The sequence below is a fragment of the Streptacidiphilus sp. PAMC 29251 genome, assembly GCF_054208735.2.
Map to the genome: position 1 here is coordinate 1,728,150 of NZ_CM135725.2, position 19,552 is coordinate 1,747,701.

The window sequence follows — 19,552 nt, forward strand, 5'->3', positions numbered from 1 at the left end:
ACAGATTCATGCGAATGAATCCTTGGCGGGATCGCGCCGCCTCCGTGTCTGCCGCCAGTAGGGTCGTATCCGTCGTGTCGTACCGAGGGCAGGAACGTATGAGCGCTTCGCACTTCCCCGCAGCCGGGGCCGCCAGGGGGCACAAGGCCCGCAGCCTGGCGGAGGAACTCCGCCGCGGCATCGCCGACCTGCGCTGGCCCGCGGGCAAACTGCCGACCGAGCAGGAGCTGGCCCGTGAGCAGGGCGTCAGCCTGAGCACGGTCCGCCGGGCGGTGGACCTGCTGGTGCAGGACGGCCTGGTCTACCGCCGGCAGGGCTCCGGCATGTACATCGCCTCCGCCGACAAGGCCGGCAGCGGACCCCTCATCGGCGTCGCCGTGCCCTCGATGACCTACTACTACCCCCGCATCATCGTCGGCATCGAACGCGAACTGGCCCGCCACGGCGCCCAGATGCTGCTGCGCAGCACCGACTGGGATCCGGACCGGGAACGCCAGGCCATCGAGGGCCTGACCAAGGCCGGCGCGGCCGGGCTGATCCTGGTGCCCTCCCTGGACCAGGCCGATCCGCGGTCCCGCCTGGACGAGCTGGAGGACCTGGGCACGGCCCTGGTCCTGGTCGAACGCGGCCTGGAACTCCCGGCCACCCTGAATGAGTTCGTCGGCTCCAACCACGCCGCCGGCGCCCGCGCGGCGGTCAAGCACCTGCTCGCCCTCGGCCACACCAGGATCGGCTACCTGGAGCGCACCAGCCCGCACACCGCCCCGCAGATCAGATCAGGGCTGCGGATCGGCCTGGAGAACGCCGGGCTGGGCACCGAGCCCGTCGTGGTGGAGTCGCTCCCCCGCTGGACCGGCGACGACGCCGCGCGCTTCCTGGACCGGCTGCTGGAGCGGCGGGCCACCGCGGCGCTCTGCTTCGCCGACCGGGAGGCGACCCTGCTGGTGGGCGCGGCCCGGCAGCGCGGGCTCGACGTCCCCGGGGACCTGTCCGTAGTCGGCTACGACGACGAGGTGGCCGACCTCTCGGACGTGCGGCTCACCGCGGTCTCCCCGGCCAAGGCCGAGATCGGCCGGCTCGCGGTGGAGATCCTCCGGGCCCGGCTGGCCGACCCCGGCGCCCCGCACCGGCAGGAGTCGCTGGTCCCCCGGCTGGTCCTCCGCGACTCCACCGGTCCGGCCCCGGAATCCCGCTGAGGGCAACAGGATTGACGCAGGGTCAACTCCGGGCCAGCGGAGCCACCGAGTTCCGGACCACGATGTGGGTGCCGAGGACCACCGACTGGCACGGCGGCTCCGGGTCGTCCCGGTGCAGGGCGAGCCGGACCGCGGTGCGGCCGAGTTCGTCGTGCGGGATGTGCACCGTGGTGAGGGCCGGATACACGTCCTCCGCCGGGCTGAGGTCGTCGTAGCCGATGACCGAGATGTCGCGCGGACCTCGCGTCCGCCCTCCCTGAGCGCCGCGACCGCGCCTGCGGCGACCAGGTCGTCGCAGGCGAAGATCGCGGTGAACTCCCGTCCTCCGGACAGCAGTTCCTTGGTCGCCCGGTAGCCGAAACCGCGGTTCAGCGGGCCCGGGACCACCATGTCGGCCGGCAGTTCCGCGCCGAATCCGCGCATCGCGGCCCGCAGCCCGGCGACCCGGGCGTCGGTGGTGCTGTTGCCCTCGTCCCCGCCGAGGAACAGGATCCGCCGGTGGCCGGCCGACAGCAGATGGCTGGCCGCGGCGAACGCGCCGCCCTCGTTGTCGTACTCGACCACCGTCACCGGCAGGTCGCTGCCCGGTGAGGGCCGCCCGCACAGCACCAGCCGGGAGCCGGCCTCGTCCAGGGCGTAGGCCAGCTGCGCCATCCGGGCCCGGTACTCGGGGGTGTCGACCACGCCGCCGATCAGGAAGACGGCCTCGGTGCTCTGCTCGCGCAGGGTGGAGACGATGGACAGCTCGCGGTCCGGGTCGCCGTCGCTCGCGCAGATCAGGCACAGCCGTCCCTCCAGGGTGGCCTGCCGTTCGATGCCGCGGGCGATGGTGTTGAAGAACGGCGCGGTGATGTCGCGCAGGATGATCGCGACCGTCTTGGCGTAGTTGCCGGACAGGGCACGGGCGTGGGCGTTGACGACGTAGTCGAGCTCGCGGATCGCCCGCATCACCTTGGTCCTGGTGGTGCTGGCGACCGGGTGGTTTCCGCTCAGCACCCGGGAGACGGTCGCGGGCGACACACCGGCCTGCCTGGCCACGTCGCTCACGGTCGCCTTGGGGCCCCGGTCGTATCCGCCGGCTGCTGCACTGCTGCGGGGCATCTGCCGTCCCATTCTGATCGAACACCCACCCTTGTCCGGGCCGACGCTACCCGACGCGCGGCCGGCCGCGGACCTCTCCCCGAGCAGGTCGCGGAACCCGCGCGGAACCCGGTCAGGCGATCCGGGCGAGGTCCTCGGCCTGGACGGCGCCCTGCAGCTCCACCCCGGTCAGCCAGCGGTCGACCTCGTCCACCGCGAACGCGCCCAGACCGCAGATCTCGCTGCCCAGGGCCCCGGCGACATGCGGGGTGACGGAGACATTGGGCAGCGTCAGCAGCGGGTGGCCGACCGGCAGCGGCTCGGGGTCGGATACGTCGAGCACCGCGTCGATCCGGCCGCGGCGGCCGCCGCCGGAGCAGTGCCGGATCAGCGCGTCGGTGTCGACCAGCGCCCCGCGCCCGGTGTTGACCAGCACCGCGCCGTCCCGCATCAGGCCGAGCCGGCGGTCGTCGATCAGCTGCCGGGTCTGCTCCAGCAGCGGCGCGTGCAGGGTGACCACATCGCTGCGCAGCAGCAGTTCGTCCAGCTCCACCAGCTCGGCGCCGAGCCGCCCCGCCTCCGGTCCGGTCAGATAGGGATCGCTGACCAGGACGTCGAAGCCGTGCCGGCCCAGGTGCTCCAGGACCAGCCGGCCGATCCTGGACGCCCCCACCACGCCGACGGTGCGCCCCGCGTTGCCGGTGCCCAGGCCGGGGACCTGGTGCCGGAACTGCCCGCGGGCGTAGTCCGCCGACAGTTGGAAGGCCCGCTTCCCGGCCAGCAGTATCACCGCGACCGTGTACTGGGCCACCGGCACCGCATTGGCCGAGGCGGCCGAGGAGACCTGGACCCGCCGCTCCCACACCTGCGGGCAGATCCGGGCCTCCTTGACGCTGCCGGCCGCGTGCACCAGCAGCCGCAGCCGGGGCGCGGCGTCCAGTGCCGCGACGTCCAGCGCGGGCGCGCCCCACCCGGTGACCAGGACCTCGGCGTCGGCGAGCGCCGCCAGCACCTCCGGCCGGGCGTAGTCGGTCACCACCAGCGCGGGGTCGAACCGGACCAGGGCGCCGAGCCGGTCCAGCAGGTGCGGCGGAAGGACCAGGTCGCGGACGTCCGGACCGATCGCGACCACGGCCCGGGGCCGCGATTCCGCGTGAGAAGCGATGGAAACCGATTTCATGGGTGGACCCTAGGATGCGGGATGTTCCACGTCAAGCGGCCAGCCTTCAGCACGAAGTCGCAGCTGGAGAGGCCACATTGAAGATTGCTGGCCGTGAAGGTGTTGACGGTTGGATGGAAATCGATTTAGGCTCCGGCCCAATCGCAGCGTCGTCTCCGCCCACCCCTAGGTCCCTGGCGAATAGAGCACCCGTGTCCGTACCCCAGCTGCCGTCCCACTCCGCACTCCGCAGGACCAGCCTGCTCACCCGGATCCGCCGCGACCGGGTGCTGCTGGCGATGATGGTCCCCGGCGTCCTGTACTTCCTGGTCTTCCAGTACGGCGCCCTGCTCGGCAATGTGATCGCCTTCAAGGACTACATACCGTTCGTGGGCATCAACAACAGCGCCTGGGTGGGGTTCGCCAACTTCACCCAGCTGTTCGCCGACCCGGCGTTCTGGCACGCGCTGGTCAACACCCTGTCCCTGTCCGCACTGCAGCTGGTCTTCTTCTTCCCGGTGCCCCTGGCGATGGCGCTGCTGCTGCACTCGCTGACCAGGGCGCGGGCGCGGAAGTTCGTCCAGTCGATGATCTATCTGCCGCACTTCGTGTCCTGGGTGATCGCGGTGGCTCTGTTCCAGCAACTGCTGGGCGCCACCGGGGTCGTGCACGGGGTGATGGGCAACAGCACCCACCTGACCAACGTGATGAGCGACCCGGCCCTGTTCAAGCCGATGATGGTGCTGGAGCTGATCTGGAAGGACTGCGGCTGGGGGACGATCATCTTCCTCGCCGCCCTGAACATGGTCGACGAGCAGCTCCTGGAGGCCGCCGCGCTCGACGGCGCCGGCTGGAAGCGCCGGATGTGGCATGTGACGCTGCCGTCACTGCGGCCGGTGATCGTGCTGCTGCTGATCATGCGGGTCGGCGACATCTTCAACGTCGGCTTCGACCAGGTCCTCAACCAGCGCAACTCCTTCGGCCCGCAGGTGTCCGAGGTCCTGGACACCTTCGTCTACTACCACGGCGTGAGCGACGGCAACTGGTCGATCGGCGCCGCCGCCGGGATCTTCAAGGGCCTGATCGGCCTGCTCCTGGTGATCACAGCCAACAAGGTCGCCCACATCCTCGGCGAGCAAGGGGTCTACCAGTGACAACGATCGAGCAGGCCAGGACGGTCGAGCAGGCGCAGCGGGCGCGCCGCGCGCGGGGGGCGCGGCGGACCCGGCAGGCGGCGAACCGACCGGCCTGGCAGGAGGAACCGCGCCGGATCACCTCGGCCGGCAAGGCCGTCGCGCTGACCCTGGCCGTGCTGGCGGTCGTGGTGCCGTTCTGGGCGGTGCTGGCCACCAGCCTCTCGCCGGACACCCAGGTGATCCGCGACGGCGGCTGGTCGCTGTGGCCGGAGCGGATCAGCTTCCACGCCTACCAGCAGATCCTGTCCGGCGGGCAGGTCGGCCGGGCGATGGCCGTCTCCGCGGGAGTGACGCTGATCGGCACCGCGCTGTCGCTGCTGGCGACCACGACCCTGGCCTATGCGCTGGCCAGGCCCGGCGTCGTCGGCGGCAAGCAGGTGCTGCTGGGCTGCATGGTCGCGTTCCTGTTCCCGCCCGGGATCATCCCCAGCTGGCTGCTGGTCCACAACCTCCACCTCACCGACACCGACTGGTCGCTGGTCCTCCCGGTGCTGATCTCGGTGTTCAACCTGGTGGTGATGCGGGGCTTCTTCCAGGGGATCCCCACCGAGCTGTACGAGGCCGCCCGCCTGGACGGGGCGAGCGAACTGCAGATCCTGTTCCGGATCGTGCTGCCGCTGGCGAAGTCGATCGTGGCCGTGGTCGGCTTCTTCTATGCCGTGACCTACTGGAACAACTTCTTCAACGGCATGCTCTACATCTCCCCGTCCACCGGCAAGTGGCCGCTGCAGACGCTGCTCCAGCTGTACGTCTCGGCCGGCGCCAGCAGTGACGCCTCGGCCACCAGCGACGCCGCGCTGAACATGGCGCCGCAGACGCAGGAGATGGCGATGGTGGTCATCGCCGTGGTGCCGATCCTGATCGTCTTCCCGTTCCTGCAGCGCTTCTTCACCAAGGGCGTGCTGCTCGGCGCCGTCAAGAGCTGACCAACCGTCACATCGCTTTATCCCCAATCGAATCAACGCACCCAAGGAGCTTCGCCATGCCCGAAACCCCGTCCCGCAGATCCGTCCTGAAGATGGCAGGCATCGGCCTGGCCGCCACCGTGACCGCCGGCCCGCTGCTGGCCGCCTGCAGCAGCGGCGGCGGCAGTGGCAGCGGCGGAAAGATCTCCAACGCCGGCGCCAAGAGCGCGGCCTGGCCGACGTACACGCCGATCGCCGGCGCCAAGCCCGACCTGGCCGGCACCGCCGCGGGAGTCCAGGACACCTACCTGAAGTACCCGTCGGACCTGTTCCAGTCGACCCACGGCACCCCGGGCGACGGGTCCAAGGTGACCATGATGTGCATCTCCTACGGCACCGTCACCAGCTTCGACGACTCCAACAAGCTGTTCAAGGCGGTGAAGACCGGGCTCGGCGTGGACGTCGACCTCAAGGTCGTCCCCGACGTCGGCACCGGCTACCTGACCACGTACTCGACGATGACCGCGAGCGGCAATATCCCTGACCTGACCGCCTTCGAGGGCGGCTACACCATCCCGAACCAGTCGCAGTTCATCGCCAGCCAGTGCGCCGACCTGACCGAGTACCTGTCCGGCGACGCGATCAAGGACTACCCGAACCTGGCCAACATCCCCACCTATGTCTGGGAGGGCATGGGCCGGATCGGCGGCAGGATCTACGGGGTGCCGATCCACCGCCCCCGGATCCAGTACGCGATGTTCGGCAACGGCACCAAGCTGACCCCGGCCGGCCTGGACGCCAAGGGCCTCTCGGTCCAGCAGTTCACCGCCGGACTCAGCCAGATCAACGGCTCCGGGCACTACGCCCTCGGCGACTGCGGCACCCTGCCGTTCGGCTTCCCGGTGCACGCGGCGAGCGCCGGGGCCCCCAACGCCTGGAGCCTCTCCGGCGGCCAGTTCACCTCCACCTACGCCACCGAGGAGTTCCGGCAGTCGCTGGTGACGATGCAGTCGCTGTGGAGCAAGGGGCTGTGGGACCCGGACGCGACCTCGATGACGGCGACCCAGATGAAGACGCTGTTCGCCAACGGCACCACCACCACCGTCGCCGACGGCTGGGGCGGCTTCGCCAGCTATGTCAGCGTGGTCGGCAGCGCCTGGCCGGTGAAGATCATGCGGCCCTACGGCGCCAAGCCCACCCCGTGGTTCGGAACCGGTTCCTTCGGCTTCACCACGCTCAAGAAGTCCTCGCCGGAGCGGATCAAGATGCTGCTGCGGGTGATGGACTACCTGGCCGCCCCGTTCGGCTCCAAGGAGTGGGAGCTGATCAACTACGGCGTCGAGGGCGTGCACTTCACCCGGGGCGCCGACGGCGGCCCCTCCCTCCCCACCGCGCTCGGCAAGACCGAGAGCTATGTCAATGTGCCCTTCCGCTATGTGGCCGCCGCGCCGCAGGTGATCTACAACCCCGGGTTCCCGGACGCGAGCCGTGAGGCCTACCAGGCCGAACAGGACATCATCCCGCTCGGCGTGGCAAACCCGGCGGTGCCCTTCCTGGCGGGCTCGGTCACCGCCAGCACCAAGGCGGCGACGCTGAGCTCCGGCATCAACGACGCCATCCTCGGCATCGTCTCCGGCAAGCAGCCGCTGTCCTCCTGGGACGGCGTGGTCAAGCGGTACCGCACCCAGGGCGGCGACCAGATCGCCAAGGAACTGGCCGCCCAGTACGCCGCCGCCAACGCCTGACAGCGCCTGACAGCGCGTCGGGCCGGCGGAGGAGTCACACTGCGTAGAGGCCCTGCTCGCGGAAGGCCGCGGTCGCGGCAGCCAGTTGCGCGGCATCCGGGCTGGGGGTGTCGGCCAGTTCGAAGCGCTCGCCCAGCGCCTCGTACTTGGCCGCCCCCAGCTTGTGGAACGGCAGCACGTCCACCCGGGACACATTGCCCAGCGAGGCCGCGAACCGGGCCACCCCGGCCACGTTCTCCGGGTCGTCGGTCAGCCCGGGGACCAGCACGAAGCGCACCCAGACCTCCTTGCCGAGGTCGGCCAGCCGGCGGGCGAAGTCCAGCGTCGGCCGGAGCGGACGGCCGGTCACCCTGCGGTAGAGCTCGGGCTGCCAGGACTTGATGTCCAGCAGCACCAGGTCGGTGTCGGCCAGCAGCGAGTCGGTGGCCCGCACCCCGAGGAAGCCGGAGGTGTCCAGGGCGGTGTGCAGGCCCAGGTCGTGCTTGTAGCGGTGCAGCAGCTCCCCGGTCAGCAGCGGCTGCAGCAGCGGCTCACCGCCGCTGACGGTGGCCCCGCCGCCGGCCGCGCGGATGAACCGGGTGTACTTGGCCGCCTCGGCGACGATCTCGTCGGCCGAGGTGCGCCGGCCGTTGCGCATCCGCTTGGTGTCCGGGTTGTGGCAGTACAGGCAGTTCAGCGGGCACCCGGAGAGAAAGGTGACAAAGCGGGTGCCGGGCCCGTCGACCCCGGTGGAGAGGTCCCAGGAGTGGACCGAACCGCTGACGGTGCGGTCGGCGACCGTGGCGAGGAGCGTGGAGCTGGCCATCGCGAATACCTCCGGAATCGACGGGCGGACGGGGCGGTGCTGGTGACTACAGCGCGCCGTGGAAGGTGCGGTTCAGCACGTCCAGCTGCTGCTCCCGGCTCAGCCGGACGAAGTTCACCGCGTAGCCGCTGACCCGGATGGTCAGCTGCGGGTAGTCGTCCGGGTGCTCCATGGCGTCCAGCAGGGTGTCCCGGTTGAGGACGTTGACGTTCATGTGGAAGCCGTTGCTCGCGGTGTAGCCGTCCAGCACCCCGGCCAGGTTGCGGACCCGCTCCTCGGGGGTGCGGCCCAGGCCGTCCGGGGTGACCGTGTTGGTCAGCGAGATGCCGTCCTCGGCCTCCAGGTACGGCAGTTTAGCGACCGACAGCGCCGAGGCCACATAGCCGTGGGTGTCCCGGCCGTTCATCGGGTTGGCCCCGGGCGAGAAGGGCTCGCCGGCCCGGCGGCCGTCCGGGGTGTTGCCGGTCTTCTTGCCGTAGACCACGTTGGAGGTGATGGTCAGCACCGACTGGGTGTGCACCGCGTCGCGGTAGGTCGGGTGCTTGCGCACCTTCCGCATGAACTCCTCGACCAGCCACACCGCGATCTCGTCGGCCCGGTCGTCGTTGTTGCCGAAGGCCGGGTACTCGCCCTCGATCAGGTAGTCGGTCACCAGGCCGGTCTCGTCGCGCACCGGGGTGACCTCGGCGTAGCGGATCGCGGCCAGCGAGTCCACCGCGACCGAGAGTCCGGCGATGCCGCAGGCCATGGTACGGCGCACGTCGCGGTCGTGCAGCGCCATCTCCAGCCGCTCATAGGCGTACTTGTCGTGCATGTAGTGGATGACGTTCAGCGCGTGCACGTAGACGTCCGCCAGCCACTCCATCTGGGTGTCGAACTTGGCGAACACCTCGTCGTAGTCCAGCGGGCCCTCGGTGGTGACCGGGCCGCTGGCCGGGCCGACCTGGGCGCCGGACTTCTCGTCCCGGCCGCCGTTGATCGCGTAGAGCAGGGTCTTGGCCAGGTTGACCCGGGCGCCGAAGAACTGCATCTGCTTGCCGACCGGCATCGCCGAGACGCAGCAGGCGATCGCGGTGTCGTCGCCGAAGCGCGGGCGCATCAGCTCGTCCGACTCGTACTGCACGCTGGAGGTGTCGATGGACACCTGGGCGCAGAAGTCCTTGAAGCCCTGCGGCAGGTCCGGGGACCACAGCACCGTCATGTTGGGCTCGGGGGCCGGGCCCAGGTTGTAGAGGGTCTGCAGGTAGCGGAAGGAGGTCCGGGTCACCAGCGGGCGGCCGTCCTCGCCCATCCCGGCGAGGGACTCGGTCACCCAGGTCGGGTCGCCGGAGAACAGCGTGTCGTACTCGGGGGTGCGCAGGAAGCGGACGATCCGCAGCTTGATGATGAAGTCGTCGACCAGCTCCTGGGCGGCGCTCTCGGTCAGCGCGCCGGACTCGAGGTCCCGCTGCAGGTAGACGTCGAGGAAGGTGGAGGTGCGGCCGAGCGACATGGCCGCGCCGTTCTGCTCCTTCACCGCGGCCAGGTAGCCGAAGTACAGCCACTGGATCGCCTCGCGGCCGGTGGTGGCCGGACCGGAGATGTCGTAGCCGTAGCCGGCGGCCATCTGCTTGAGCTCGCCCAGCGCCCGGATCTGCTCGGCCAGTTCCTCGCGCAGCCGGATCGTCTCCTCCAGCGAGGCGCTGTCGCCGGGGAGGCGTTGAGCCCCTCCTTCTCCGCCTTCTTGGCCTCGACCAGCAGGTCCACCCGTAGAGCGCGACCCGGCGGTAGTCGCCGATGATCCGGCCGCGCCCGTAGGCGTCCGGCAGCCCGGTGACCACGCCGGCCTTGCGGGCGGCCCGGATCTCCGGGGTGTAGGCGTCGAACACACCGGCGTTGTGGGTCTTCCGGTACTCGGAGAACACCTTCTCCAGCTCCGGGTCGACCGGGTAGCCGTAGGTCTCCAGCGCACCGGCCACCATCCGCCAGCCGCCGTTGGGCATGATCGAACGCTTCAGCGGGGCGTCCGTCTGCAGCCCGACCACCAGGTCGAGGTCACGGTCGATCCAGCCCGGCGCGTGCGCGGTGATGGTGGACGGGGTGGCCGCGTCGATGTCCAGGACGCCCTTGCGGCGCTCCTCCGGGAACAGGTCGGTGATCTTCTTCCAGACTGCGGCGGTGCGCTCGGTCGGCCCGGCCAGGAAGGCGGCGTCGCCCTGGTAGGGGGTGTAGTTCCGCTGGATGAAGTCGCGGACGTCGATCGCGTCCCGCCACAGGCCCCCGCGGAAGCCCTCCCAGGCTCCGCCCGACGTGGCCGTGTGCTCGGTGCTCAGGGTGCTCATGGCTGCTGCTCCCGTCTCTTCCTGCTGGTACTTACATCGTGAAACAATTCACAAGCCTGGGGACGGTGCGAAGGTCCCCTCTTGCCGGGACTTTCGTCACTTGCTCCCGTTCGTCACTTGCTCCCGTTCGTCACTTGCTCCCGTAGTAGGCCTGCCGCATCAGCTGCTGCATGTCGGCGAGCATCGGCATCCGCGGGTTGGCCGGGGCGCACTGGTCCTCGTAGGCGTTCATGGACTGCTGCGGCAGCGCGGCGATGAAGGCCTCCTCGTCCACGCCCGCCTCGGCGAAGGAGCTGGGGATGCCGACCCGGTCGCGCAGCGCCTCGACCGCGGTGGCCAGCGACTCCACGCCCTGCTCGGGGGTGGCCGCGTCCAGTCCGAGCACGGTGGCGATCTGGGCGAAGCGCTCCGGCGCGGCGTAGGAGTGGTACTTGGGCCAGCTGGTGACCTTCGCCGGGGCGCCGCCGTTGTAGCGGATCACGTGCGGCAGCAGCAGCGCGTTGGTGCGTCCGTGCGGGACGTGGAAGGTCGCGCCGAGAGTGTGCGCCATGGCGTGGACCAGGCCCAGGAAGGCGGAGCCGAAGGCCATGCCGGCGATGGTGCCGGCGTTGTGCATCTTCTCCCGGGCGGTCTGGTCGGTCTCGCCGTGGGTGACCGCGCGCTCCAGGTTCTCGAAGATCAGCCGGATCGACTGCAGCGCCAGGCCGTCGGTGAAGTCATTGGCGTAGACCGAGACATAGGTCTCGATGGCGTGGGTCAGCGCGTCGAAGCCGGAGTCGGCGGTGACGGACTTGGGCAGACGGGTGGTCAGCGCCGGGTCGCAGATGGCCACGCTGGGGGTGAGCGCGTAGTCGGCCAGCGGGTACTTCTGCCCGGTGGCGGTGTCGGTGATCACCGCGAACGGGGTGACCTCGCTGCCGGTGCCGGAGGTGGTCGGGATGCACACCAGCTTGGCCTTCTCGCCCAGGTCCGGGAAGGTGAAGGCACGCTTGCGGATGTCGAAGAACTTCTCCTTGAGGTCCGCGAACACCGTCTCCGGGTGCTCGTACATCAGCCACATCACCTTGGCCGCGTCCATCGGCGAGCCGCCGCCCAGCGCGATGATGGTGTCCGGCTGGAACGCCCGCATCAGGGACGCGCCGCGCTCCACCGTGTCGATGCTGGGGTTGGGCTCGACGAAGTCGACCACCTGGACCTCGACCGGCTCGGGGCGCCGGGCCAGCATGTCCTGGATCCGGGCCAGGTTGCCGACCTCGCGCATGGTGCGGTCGGTGACCACCACCACCCGGCGCACCCCGCGCATGTCGGTGAGGTACTTGATGGAGTTGCGCTCGAAGAAGACCTTCGGCGGGATCTTGAACCACTGCATATTGGTGTTGCGGCGGCCGATCCGCTTGATGTTCACCAGGTTCAGCGCGGTCACGTTGCCGGACACCGAGTTGTGCCCGTAGCTGCCGCAGCCCAGCGTCAGCGAGGGCATGAAGGCGTTGTAGATGTCGCCGATGCCGCCCTGGGAGCTGGGCGCGTTCCAGATCACCCGGCAGGCCTTGACCGCGTGGCCGAACTCCTCGGCGAACGCCGCGTCCTCGGTGTGCACGGCGGCGCTGTGGCCCAGCCCGTGGAACTCCACCATCTGCGCCGCCAGACGCACCCCCTGCTCGCGCCCCTCGGCGCGCAGCACCGCCAGCACCGGGCAGAGCTTCTCCCTGGTCAGCGGCTCGCCCTCGCCCACGAAGTCGACCTCGGCCAGGATGATCGAGGTGTCCTCGGGGACGCTGAACCCGGCCGCCTCGGCGATCCGGGCCGGCGGCAGGCCGACCACGGCGGCGTTCAGCTTGGCCCCGGAGCAGGCGGTGCCCGCGCCGACGCCGAAGATGTAGGCCTCCAGCAGCTGCTTCTCCGCCGGGGTGGCGAGGTGGGCCTTGAGCTTGCCGAACTCGGCGATGGCCTGGTCGTAGAGGGTGGTGTCGAGGATGACGGCCTGCTCGGAGGCGCAGATCATGCCGTTGTCGAAGGACTTCGACATCACGATGTCATTGACCGCGCGCCGCACGTCCGCGGTCGCCTCGACCAGGGCGGGCACATTGCCGGCGCCCACGCCCAGCGCGGGCTTGCCGCAGGAGTAGGCGGCCTTGACCATGGCGTTGCCGCCGGTGGCCAGGATGGTGGCGACACCGGAGTGGTTCATCAGCGCGGCGGTGGCCTCCATCGACGGCTGCTCGACCCAGGAGATGCACCCCTCGGGAGCCCCGGCCGCGATCGCGGCCTCGCGCACCACCTTGGCGGCCTCGGCCGAGCACTGCTGCGCGGAGGGGTGGAACGCGAACACGATCGGGTTGCGGGTCTTCAGCGCCACCAGCGCCTTGAAGATCGTGGTCGAGGTCGGATTGGTCACCGGGGTCACTCCGGCCACCACGCCCACCGGCTCGGCGATCTCCACGATCCCGTCCACCTCGTCCCGGCGGACCACGCCCACCGTCTTCATGTTCGCCATCGAGTGGGTGACGTGCTCGCAGGCGAAGATGTTCTTCACGGCCTTGTCCTCGAACACCCCGCGGCCGGTCTCCTGCACGGCCAGCATCGCCAGCCGGGTGTGCTGCGCCAGCGCCGCCAGCGAGGCCTTCTTCACGATGTGGTCGACCGTCTCCTGGGTGAAGTCGGCGTACTCGAGCAGCGCCTTCTGGGCGTCCGCCACCAGCGCGTCCACCGCCAGTACCGCATCGGAGGGAGAGAGCTGAACCGTGTCTGCCGCTGCCATGAGAACCACCTCGGGGAGTCCGTTGAATTGGCCTGCTCCTCCACAGTGCGCTCGCGGCGTACCGGCCCACCACGGGCCAACGTCGGCATCGCCAGGGACCATCGACCCGGGTCCGGACGGGCGACCCCCGCTGCGTGTTGACCACATGGCCATTAGCTTTTGTCATAGTTTGACCGGGTGCCGATCTGGAGTTCCCCCAAGCGTCTGATGGTCGGCCGTCCCCTGGACAGCTCGCGGCTGGGCGAGACCCTGCTGCCCAAACGGCTGGCGCTGCCGATCTTCTGCAGCGACCCGCTCTCCTCCGTGGCCTACGCCACCGAGGAGATCCTGCTGATCCTCGCCCTGGGCGGGGCGGCCCTGCTGCACCTGGCCTGGTACGCGGCGGCGGCCATCGTGCTGCTGCTGGTGGTGGTGATCGCCTCCTACCGGCAGACCTGCCACGCCTACCCGGGCGGCGGCGGCGCCTATGTGGTCAGCGCCGAGAACCTGGGGCCGACCGCGGCGCTGACCGCGGCCAGCGCCCTGCTGGTCGACTACGTGCTCACCGTGGCGGTGTCCGTGGTCTCCGGGGTCGCTGCCATCACCTCGGCGGTGCCGTCGCTGGAGGACCACCAGGTGCTGCTCTCGGTGGGCTTCATCATCCTGCTGACCGCGCTCAACCTGCGCGGTGTGCGCGAGTCGGGACGGCTGTTCGCGATCCCCACCTACGGCTTCATCGCGGCCATCTATCTGATGTTCGGCTGGGCCGCGGTCCGGCTGGCCACCGGCACCACCATCCGGGCCGAGTCGGCGCACCTGCCGATCCACGCGGTCAGCCACTACACCGGTTTCGCGGTGGTGCTGCTGGCGATGCGCGCCTTCGCCTCCGGCTGCACCGCGCTGACCGGGGTGGAGGCCATCAGCAACGGGGTGCCGGCCTTCCGCGAGCCCAAGAGCCGCAACGCGGCGAACACCCTGGCCGTGATGGGCCTGCTCTCGGTGACCATGTTCGTCGGCATCACCGCGCTGGCGATGAGCTACCACATCCATGTCGCCGCCGACCCGACCGAGCTGGGCCTGCCGCCGGGCACCGCCATGCCGACCGCGCTGGCGCAGATCGCCCGGGCCACCTTCGGCAGCGCCGACCTGCTGTTCTACCTGCTGCAGACCTTCACCGCCGGGATCCTGGTGCTGGCCGCCAACACCGCCTTCAACGGCTTCCCGCTGCTGGCCTCGATCCTGGCCCGGGACCGCTACGCCCCGCGCCAGTTGGACAACCGCGGCGACCGGCTGGTGTTCTCCAACGGCGTGGTGCTGCTGGCGCTGGCCGCTGTCGCCCTGATCGTGGCCTTCAACGCGGAGCTGACCCGGCTGATCCAGCTGTACATCATCGGCGTCTTCATCTCCTTCTCGCTCTCCCAGGCGGGGATGGTCAAGCACTGGCGCACCGCGCTGGCCGCCGGTCCGTCCCCGGCGCAGCGCCGGCCCATGCGGCGCGCACTGGCCATCAACGCCTTCGGGGCGACGCTGACCTCGCTGGTCCTGGTGATCGTGCTGATCACCAAGTTCACCCACGGGGCGTGGCTGGTGCTGATCGCGATGCCGCTGCTGTTCGTCGGGATGAAGGGGGTGCGCAAGCACTACGACCAGGTCACCGCGTTCGTGGCGGTCCCGGACGACGCCCGGCCGTACGTCCCGCCGCGCAACCACGTGCTGGTGCTGGTGTCCCGGGTGCACGCGCCCACGCTCAAGGCCCTCGGCGTGGCCCAGGCCCTGCGCCCCACCACGATCACCGCGGTGACCGTGGCGGCGGACGCCGCCGAGGCCACCGAGCTGCGACAGCATTGGGAGGAGCACGGTCTGACGGTTCCGCTGGAGATCCTGCACTCGCCCTACCGCGAGGTGGTCGCCCCGGTGCTGCGCCGGATCCGGAAGACCGCCGCCGCCGATCCCAAGGCCCTGGTGTGCGTGGTGATCCCGGAGTACGTCGTCAGCCACTGGTGGGAGCAGCCGCTGCACAACCAGAACGCGCTCCGGCTCAAGGCCCGACTGCTGTTCGCCCCCGAGGTCACCGTGGTCGACGTGCCGTTCCGGCTCGCCGCTGAGCCGAACGAGCCGGCCGAGCCGGCCGAACCCGCCGCCATGAACCGCTGACCTGCTGCTCAGGACCATCGTCCCGGGCAGTAGTGACCTTTCGCGGGCATTGCGCTCGAATCAGGGAGAGAGAGTGGACAGAGGCCGCCATCCGGGCCATCTGACGCCACGACACCCCCTGGGAGCAGTGCACGCATGTCCAGAACCGCGAAAGCCAAGGCCGGCGGCAAAAGCGGCTCCGGCGTGATGGCGGTGATGCAGCGCATCGGACGAAGCCTGATGCTGCCCGTCGCCACCCTTCCCGCCGCGGCGCTGATGACCCGGCTCGGCCAGGCCGACCTGCTGGGACGGCCGAACTTCCCGGTCGTCGTCCAGAAGCTCGGCATGGTCCTCGCCGCCGGCGGCGACGCCGTGATCAGCAACCTGCCGATGCTGTTCGCGGTCGGTGTGGCGATCGGCTTCGCCAAGAAGGCGGACGGATCGACCGGTCTGGCCGCCGTGGTGGGCTACCTGGTCTTCAAGACCGTCCTGGCCAGCGAGGCCTTCCCGAAGGGAGCGGACGGAAAGCCGCTGGACGCCAAGGTCATGGGCGGCATCGTGATGGGTCTGGTGGTGGCGCTGCTCTACCAGCGCTTCAGCCGCACCAAACTGCCGGAGTGGCTGGGCTTCTTCGGCGGCCGCCGGCTGGTGCCGATCCTGAGCGCCTTCGCGGGCGTGGGCATGGCCGTGGTCTTCGGCCTGGTCTGGCCCACGGTCGGCGGCTGGTTCATGGACTTCGGCGAGTGGCTGGTCGGCACCGGCTCGATGGGCGCCGGCATCTTCGGGCTGGTGGTGCGGGCCCTGATACCCATCGGCATGCACCACTTCTTCTCCTTCTTCCCCTGGTTCGAGGCCGGCTCCTTCACCAACCCGGCCACCGGCACCGTGGTGCACGGCGACATCGCCCGCTTCCTGGCCGGTGACCCCAGCGCCGGGCAGTTCATGACCGGCGGCTTCCCGATCTACATGTTCGCGCTGCCCGCGGCCGCGCTGGCGATCGCGCACACCGCCCGCCCGGAGAACCGCACCATGGTCAAGGGCATGATGCTCTCCGTCGCGCTGACCGCCTTCGTCACCGGCGTGACCGAGCCGATCGAGTTCAGCTTCATGTTCGTGGCCCCGTTCCTCTACGCCATCCACGCGGTCCTGTTCGGGGTCTCCATGGCGCTGACCTACGCCCTCGGCATCCGCGACGGCTTCGGCTTCTCCTCCGGCGCGATCGACTACGTCATCAACTGGGGCATCGCCACCAAACCCTGGCTGCTGATCCCGATCGGCCTGGGCTTCGCCGGGATCTACTACACCCTCTTCCGCTGGGCGATCGTCAGATTCAACCTCCCCACCCCGGGCCGCGAGCCGGTGGACGAGGCGCCGGGCGACGACGGCCCCGGGCCCGAGCGGGTCGATCTCTCCAAGAAGGGCGCCGGCAACCCCCGCCCGCGACCCGCCACCGCCTGACCAGTCGTCACATCAGCTTCACTGAAAGGACTCCCCCGCCATGTCCGCCACCCGTATCCCCTTCCTCCAGGGCCAGCACGACCAGCCGGCCGCGCTGCTCCGGGTCGCCGCCCATGTCCGGCACCAGCTGGCCGAGGGCGAGCTCGACCTCGCCCGGCTGCGCCAGGTCGAGCGCCCCCTGTTCACCGGCATCGGCGCCTCCTACGCGGCCCTGGCCGTGCCGGTCCAGCTGCTGCGCTCGCACGGCGTGGTCGCCCAGCGGGTGCTCGCCAGCGAGATCGAGACCGGCACGGCCGGCTTCGACACCGACGCCCTGATCGGCGTCTCCCAGGGCGGCCGCAGCTCGGAGACCATCGCGGCGTTCAAGCACGCGGGCGACACCCCGTGCGTCGCGCTGCTCAACGTCGTCCCTTCCCCGCTGGCCGAACTGGCCACGTACACCGTGGACCTTGGCAATGAGCCCGACTCCTACGCCTCCACCGTCGGCTTCACCGGAACCCTGGTGGCGCTGGACCTGATCGCCGGGGCGATCGCCGGACGCAGCCCCTCCGACGACCCGTGGACCGACATCGCGGCCCAGGTGACGGCGGTCCGCACCGCCGCCAGGGAGGCGATCGACCCGCTGCGCCGACGGGCCGCCCTGTGCGTGGCCGCCGACATCGTGGCCTCCGGGGCGTCCGTCGCCGCGGCCGAGGAGGGCGCCCTGCTGCTCCGCGAGGTCCCCCGGCTGCCCGCCACCGCCGCCGTCACCAGGAACTACCTGCACGGTGAGATGGAGTCCGCCGGAAACACCCTGCATGTGGTGCTCGGCGACGACCGCGAGGTGGGCCTGGCCCACTCGCTGGCCGGCGCGGGACACCTCACCCTGCTGGTCACCACCACCCCGCAGGAGCCCACCGCCGACCTGGGCGTGGTGCTGCTCCCGGCCACCGCGCCGAGCACCCGCGCGGTCCTGGAGACCGTGGTGCTGCAGGAGCTGGCAGCGGCGCTGAGCGTCGAACGCCGGGTCCCGATCGAGTCGTTCGTCTTCGCCAACCACGACACCAAGGAGGGCGGCGTCGACACCAAGGACTTCAGTGTCGTCAGCTGACAGCTGATGAGTCGCCAGCCGCACGGTCGGCCGCAAGGCTGTATTCACCGTGCGGCCATCAGCAACCGCCAGGGTTCGGTAGTCCGCTGCGCCAACCTGGAGGAACACTATGGACTCAGCGCTCGACACCCCCGAGCAGTCCGGGAGCCTCTCCCGCCGCCACGCCCTCGGGCTGCTGGGCACCGCAGGCGCGGGGGCCGTGGCGGTTCCGCTGCTCGGCGCCGGGACCGCCGCCGCGGCCGCCCCGCACGCCGCCCCCGCGTTCAACCCGACCCCCGACACGGCCGGCGCCCCGCCGGTGCAGGGCCTCCACCTCACCTTCGGCGCGGACCCGCGCAGCCAGATGGTCGTCTCCTGGCTGACCGACGGACCGGTCAAGAAGCCCCGGGTGCTCTACGGCACGCTCCAGCACGGCTTCGGCTCCAGCGCCGACGCACGGACCCGCACCTATGTCGACGGCAAGTCCGGCCGCACCGTCTACGTCCACCACGCCGCGCTGAACCGGCTCAGCCCCGGCACCGACTACCTCTACCTGGTCTCGCACTCGGGCGCCACGCCCGACAGCGGCAACTTCCGCACCGCCCCCAGCGGCCGGGCGCCGCTGACCTTCACCAGCTTCGGCGACCAGTCGGCCCCCCAGGTCACCTGGGCCCCCGACGGCACGGTCGGCCTGGACGCCAACTCCACCCCCGCGACCAAGGACATCGTCAGCGGGATCGAGCAGGTCGCACCGCTGTTCCACCTGCTCAACGGCGACCTCTGCTACGCCAACCTGGACGTCGACCGGGTGCGCACCTGGAACAACTTCTTCACCAACAACACCCGCTCGGCCCGCTTCCGCCCGTGGATGCCCGCGGCCGGCAACCATGAGATCGAGAGCGCCAACGGGCCGATCGGCCTCGGCGCCTACCAGACCTACTTCGCGCTGCCCTCGACCGAGACCGACCCGGAGCTGGCCGGGCTCTGGTACGCCTTCACCGCGGGCTCGGTCCGGGTGATCGTGCTGCAGAACGACGACAACTGCCTCCAGGACGGCGGCGACGTCTACATCAGCGGCTACTCCGGCGGCCGTCAACTGGCCTTCCTGGAAAAGGAGCTGCGCGCGGCCCGGGCCTCCCGCGAGACCGACTGGATCGTGGTCGCGATGCACCAGGTGATGATCAGCTCCTCCGACGCCAACGGCGCCGACCTGGGGCTCCGTCAGAAGTACGGCCCGCTGTTCGACAAGTACGGCGTGGACCTGGTGCTCTGCGGCCATGAGCACAACTACGAGCGGTCGCTGGCCGTCCGCGGCGTGGTCAGCAGCAGCGAGACGCTGACCCCCAACCCGGTGTCCTCCGCCACCGACAACATCGACACCTCGCTCGGCACCGTCCATATGATCCTCGGCGGCGGTGGGGTCTCCGGCACCACCAACCAGAAGTTCTTCAAGGACGGCACCGCCAAGGTGATCACCGCCGTCTCGGCCAGCGCGCCGGCCGGCAGCAAGCGGACCTCCACCTATGTCACCGAGCAGGCCGTCTGGACCGGGGTCCGCGACCTCGACCACCCCTACGGCTTCGCCTCGTTCACCGTCGACCCCGGCCGCCACGCGGGCGACACCACCCGGCTGCACGTCACCTACTACAACGTCAACAAGCCCAACGGCGACCTGTCGGTCTTCGAGAAGTTCGCCCTGCACCGCAAGCGCAGCGACGGCAAGCACTGACCCGACGTCAGGGCCCGTA

The 19,552-nt window shown here is 70.2% G+C and carries 11 protein-coding genes and 2 pseudogenes; 8 read left to right on the forward strand and 5 right to left on the reverse strand.

The window, feature by feature from the left end:
• Nucleotides 1–98: 98 nt before the first annotated feature.
• Complete coding sequence (locus tag ACXKR8_RS08270) at nucleotides 99–1,196, forward strand: LacI family DNA-binding transcriptional regulator (RefSeq protein WP_458272242.1); 1,098 nt, start codon at nucleotides 99–101, stop codon at nucleotides 1,194–1,196.
• A 22-nt stretch (nucleotides 1,197–1,218) separates the two neighbouring features.
• Here ACXKR8_RS08270 and ACXKR8_RS08275 read toward each other — a convergent pair.
• Together ACXKR8_RS08275 and ACXKR8_RS08280 are read right to left on the reverse strand one after the other, a co-directional pair.
• A pseudogene (locus tag ACXKR8_RS08275) lies at nucleotides 1,219–2,309 on the reverse strand (LacI family DNA-binding transcriptional regulator).
• Between the two features lie 100 nt (nucleotides 2,310–2,409).
• Complete coding sequence (locus tag ACXKR8_RS08280; protein WP_458272244.1) at nucleotides 2,410–3,456, reverse strand: hydroxyacid dehydrogenase; 1,047 nt, start codon at nucleotides 3,454–3,456, stop codon at nucleotides 2,410–2,412.
• 281 nt (nucleotides 3,457–3,737) lie between these two features.
• Here ACXKR8_RS08280 and ACXKR8_RS08285 point away from each other — a divergent pair, with 281 nt between their 5' ends.
• The 3 genes from ACXKR8_RS08285 (at nucleotide 3,738) to ACXKR8_RS08295 (ending at nucleotide 7,281) form a co-directional block, all read left to right on the forward strand.
• On the forward strand, nucleotides 3,738–4,589 hold the full coding sequence (locus ACXKR8_RS08285; RefSeq protein ID WP_458274920.1) for an ABC transporter permease: 852 nt from the start codon (nucleotides 3,738–3,740) through the stop codon (nucleotides 4,587–4,589).
• A 116-nt stretch (nucleotides 4,590–4,705) separates the two neighbouring features.
• The gene (locus ACXKR8_RS08290; protein WP_458274921.1) at nucleotides 4,706–5,557 is read left to right on the forward strand and encodes a carbohydrate ABC transporter permease; all 852 of its coding nucleotides are present in this window, start codon (nucleotides 4,706–4,708) and stop codon (nucleotides 5,555–5,557) included.
• Nucleotides 5,558–5,613: 56 nt separating this feature from the next.
• On the forward strand, nucleotides 5,614–7,281 hold the full coding sequence (locus ACXKR8_RS08295; RefSeq protein WP_458272245.1) for a type 2 periplasmic-binding domain-containing protein: 1,668 nt from the start codon (nucleotides 5,614–5,616) through the stop codon (nucleotides 7,279–7,281).
• A gap of 34 nt (nucleotides 7,282–7,315) precedes the next feature.
• Here ACXKR8_RS08295 and pflA read toward each other — a convergent pair whose 3' ends face one another.
• From pflA to adhE, 3 genes and pseudogenes are all read right to left on the reverse strand, one after another.
• Nucleotides 7,316–8,086 (reverse strand): pyruvate formate-lyase-activating protein, encoded by a 771-nt coding sequence (gene pflA / locus ACXKR8_RS08300; RefSeq protein ID WP_458272246.1) that lies wholly within the window; start codon nucleotides 8,084–8,086, stop codon nucleotides 7,316–7,318.
• Between the two features lie 46 nt (nucleotides 8,087–8,132).
• Nucleotides 8,133–10,407: pseudogene (gene pflB / locus ACXKR8_RS08305) on the reverse strand (formate C-acetyltransferase).
• Between the two features lie 130 nt (nucleotides 10,408–10,537).
• Nucleotides 10,538–13,165 carry a bifunctional acetaldehyde-CoA/alcohol dehydrogenase gene (gene adhE / locus ACXKR8_RS08310; RefSeq protein ID WP_458272248.1) on the reverse strand — a complete coding sequence of 876 codons (2,628 nt, stop codon included), beginning with the start codon at nucleotides 13,163–13,165 and terminating at the stop codon, nucleotides 10,538–10,540.
• 207 nt (nucleotides 13,166–13,372) lie between these two features.
• On the opposite strand from adhE, the gene ACXKR8_RS08315 reads away from it, so the two are divergent.
• From ACXKR8_RS08315 to ACXKR8_RS08330, 4 genes are all read left to right on the forward strand, one after another.
• Nucleotides 13,373–15,298 (forward strand): APC family permease, encoded by a 1,926-nt coding sequence (locus tag ACXKR8_RS08315; RefSeq protein WP_458274922.1) that lies wholly within the window; start codon nucleotides 13,373–13,375, stop codon nucleotides 15,296–15,298.
• Between the two features lie 135 nt (nucleotides 15,299–15,433).
• A complete protein-coding gene (locus ACXKR8_RS08320; RefSeq protein ID WP_458272249.1) occupies nucleotides 15,434–16,735 on the forward strand; it encodes a PTS transporter subunit EIIC in 1,302 nt (433 codons plus the stop codon).
• A 40-nt stretch (nucleotides 16,736–16,775) separates the two neighbouring features.
• Entirely contained in the window at nucleotides 16,776–17,825 is a 1,050-nt protein-coding gene (locus ACXKR8_RS08325) for an SIS domain-containing protein (protein WP_458272250.1), read from the forward strand.
• 109 nt (nucleotides 17,826–17,934) lie between these two features.
• A complete protein-coding gene (locus ACXKR8_RS08330; protein ID WP_458272251.1) occupies nucleotides 17,935–19,533 on the forward strand; it encodes a purple acid phosphatase family protein in 1,599 nt (532 codons plus the stop codon).
• The last annotated feature ends 19 nt before the right edge of the window (nucleotides 19,534–19,552 follow it).

Coding starts and splice junctions, on each gene's coding strand:
- ACXKR8_RS08270 (WP_458272242.1), top strand. CDS start 99: ATGAGCGCTTCGCACTTCCCCGCAGCCGGGGCCGCCAGGGGGCACAAG.
- ACXKR8_RS08280 (WP_458272244.1), bottom strand. CDS start 3,456: ATGAAATCGGTTTCCATCGCTTCTCACGCGGAATCGCGGCCCCGGGCC.
- ACXKR8_RS08285 (WP_458274920.1), top strand. CDS start 3,738: ATGGTCCCCGGCGTCCTGTACTTCCTGGTCTTCCAGTACGGCGCCCTG.
- ACXKR8_RS08295 (WP_458272245.1), top strand. CDS start 5,614: ATGCCCGAAACCCCGTCCCGCAGATCCGTCCTGAAGATGGCAGGCATC.
- pflA (WP_458272246.1), bottom strand. CDS start 8,086: ATGGCCAGCTCCACGCTCCTCGCCACGGTCGCCGACCGCACCGTCAGC.
- adhE (WP_458272248.1), bottom strand. CDS start 13,165: ATGGCAGCGGCAGACACGGTTCAGCTCTCTCCCTCCGATGCGGTACTG.
- ACXKR8_RS08315 (WP_458274922.1), top strand. CDS start 13,373: ATGGTCGGCCGTCCCCTGGACAGCTCGCGGCTGGGCGAGACCCTGCTG.
- ACXKR8_RS08320 (WP_458272249.1), top strand. CDS start 15,434: ATGTCCAGAACCGCGAAAGCCAAGGCCGGCGGCAAAAGCGGCTCCGGC.
- ACXKR8_RS08325 (WP_458272250.1), top strand. CDS start 16,776: ATGTCCGCCACCCGTATCCCCTTCCTCCAGGGCCAGCACGACCAGCCG.
- ACXKR8_RS08330 (WP_458272251.1), top strand. CDS start 17,935: ATGGACTCAGCGCTCGACACCCCCGAGCAGTCCGGGAGCCTCTCCCGC.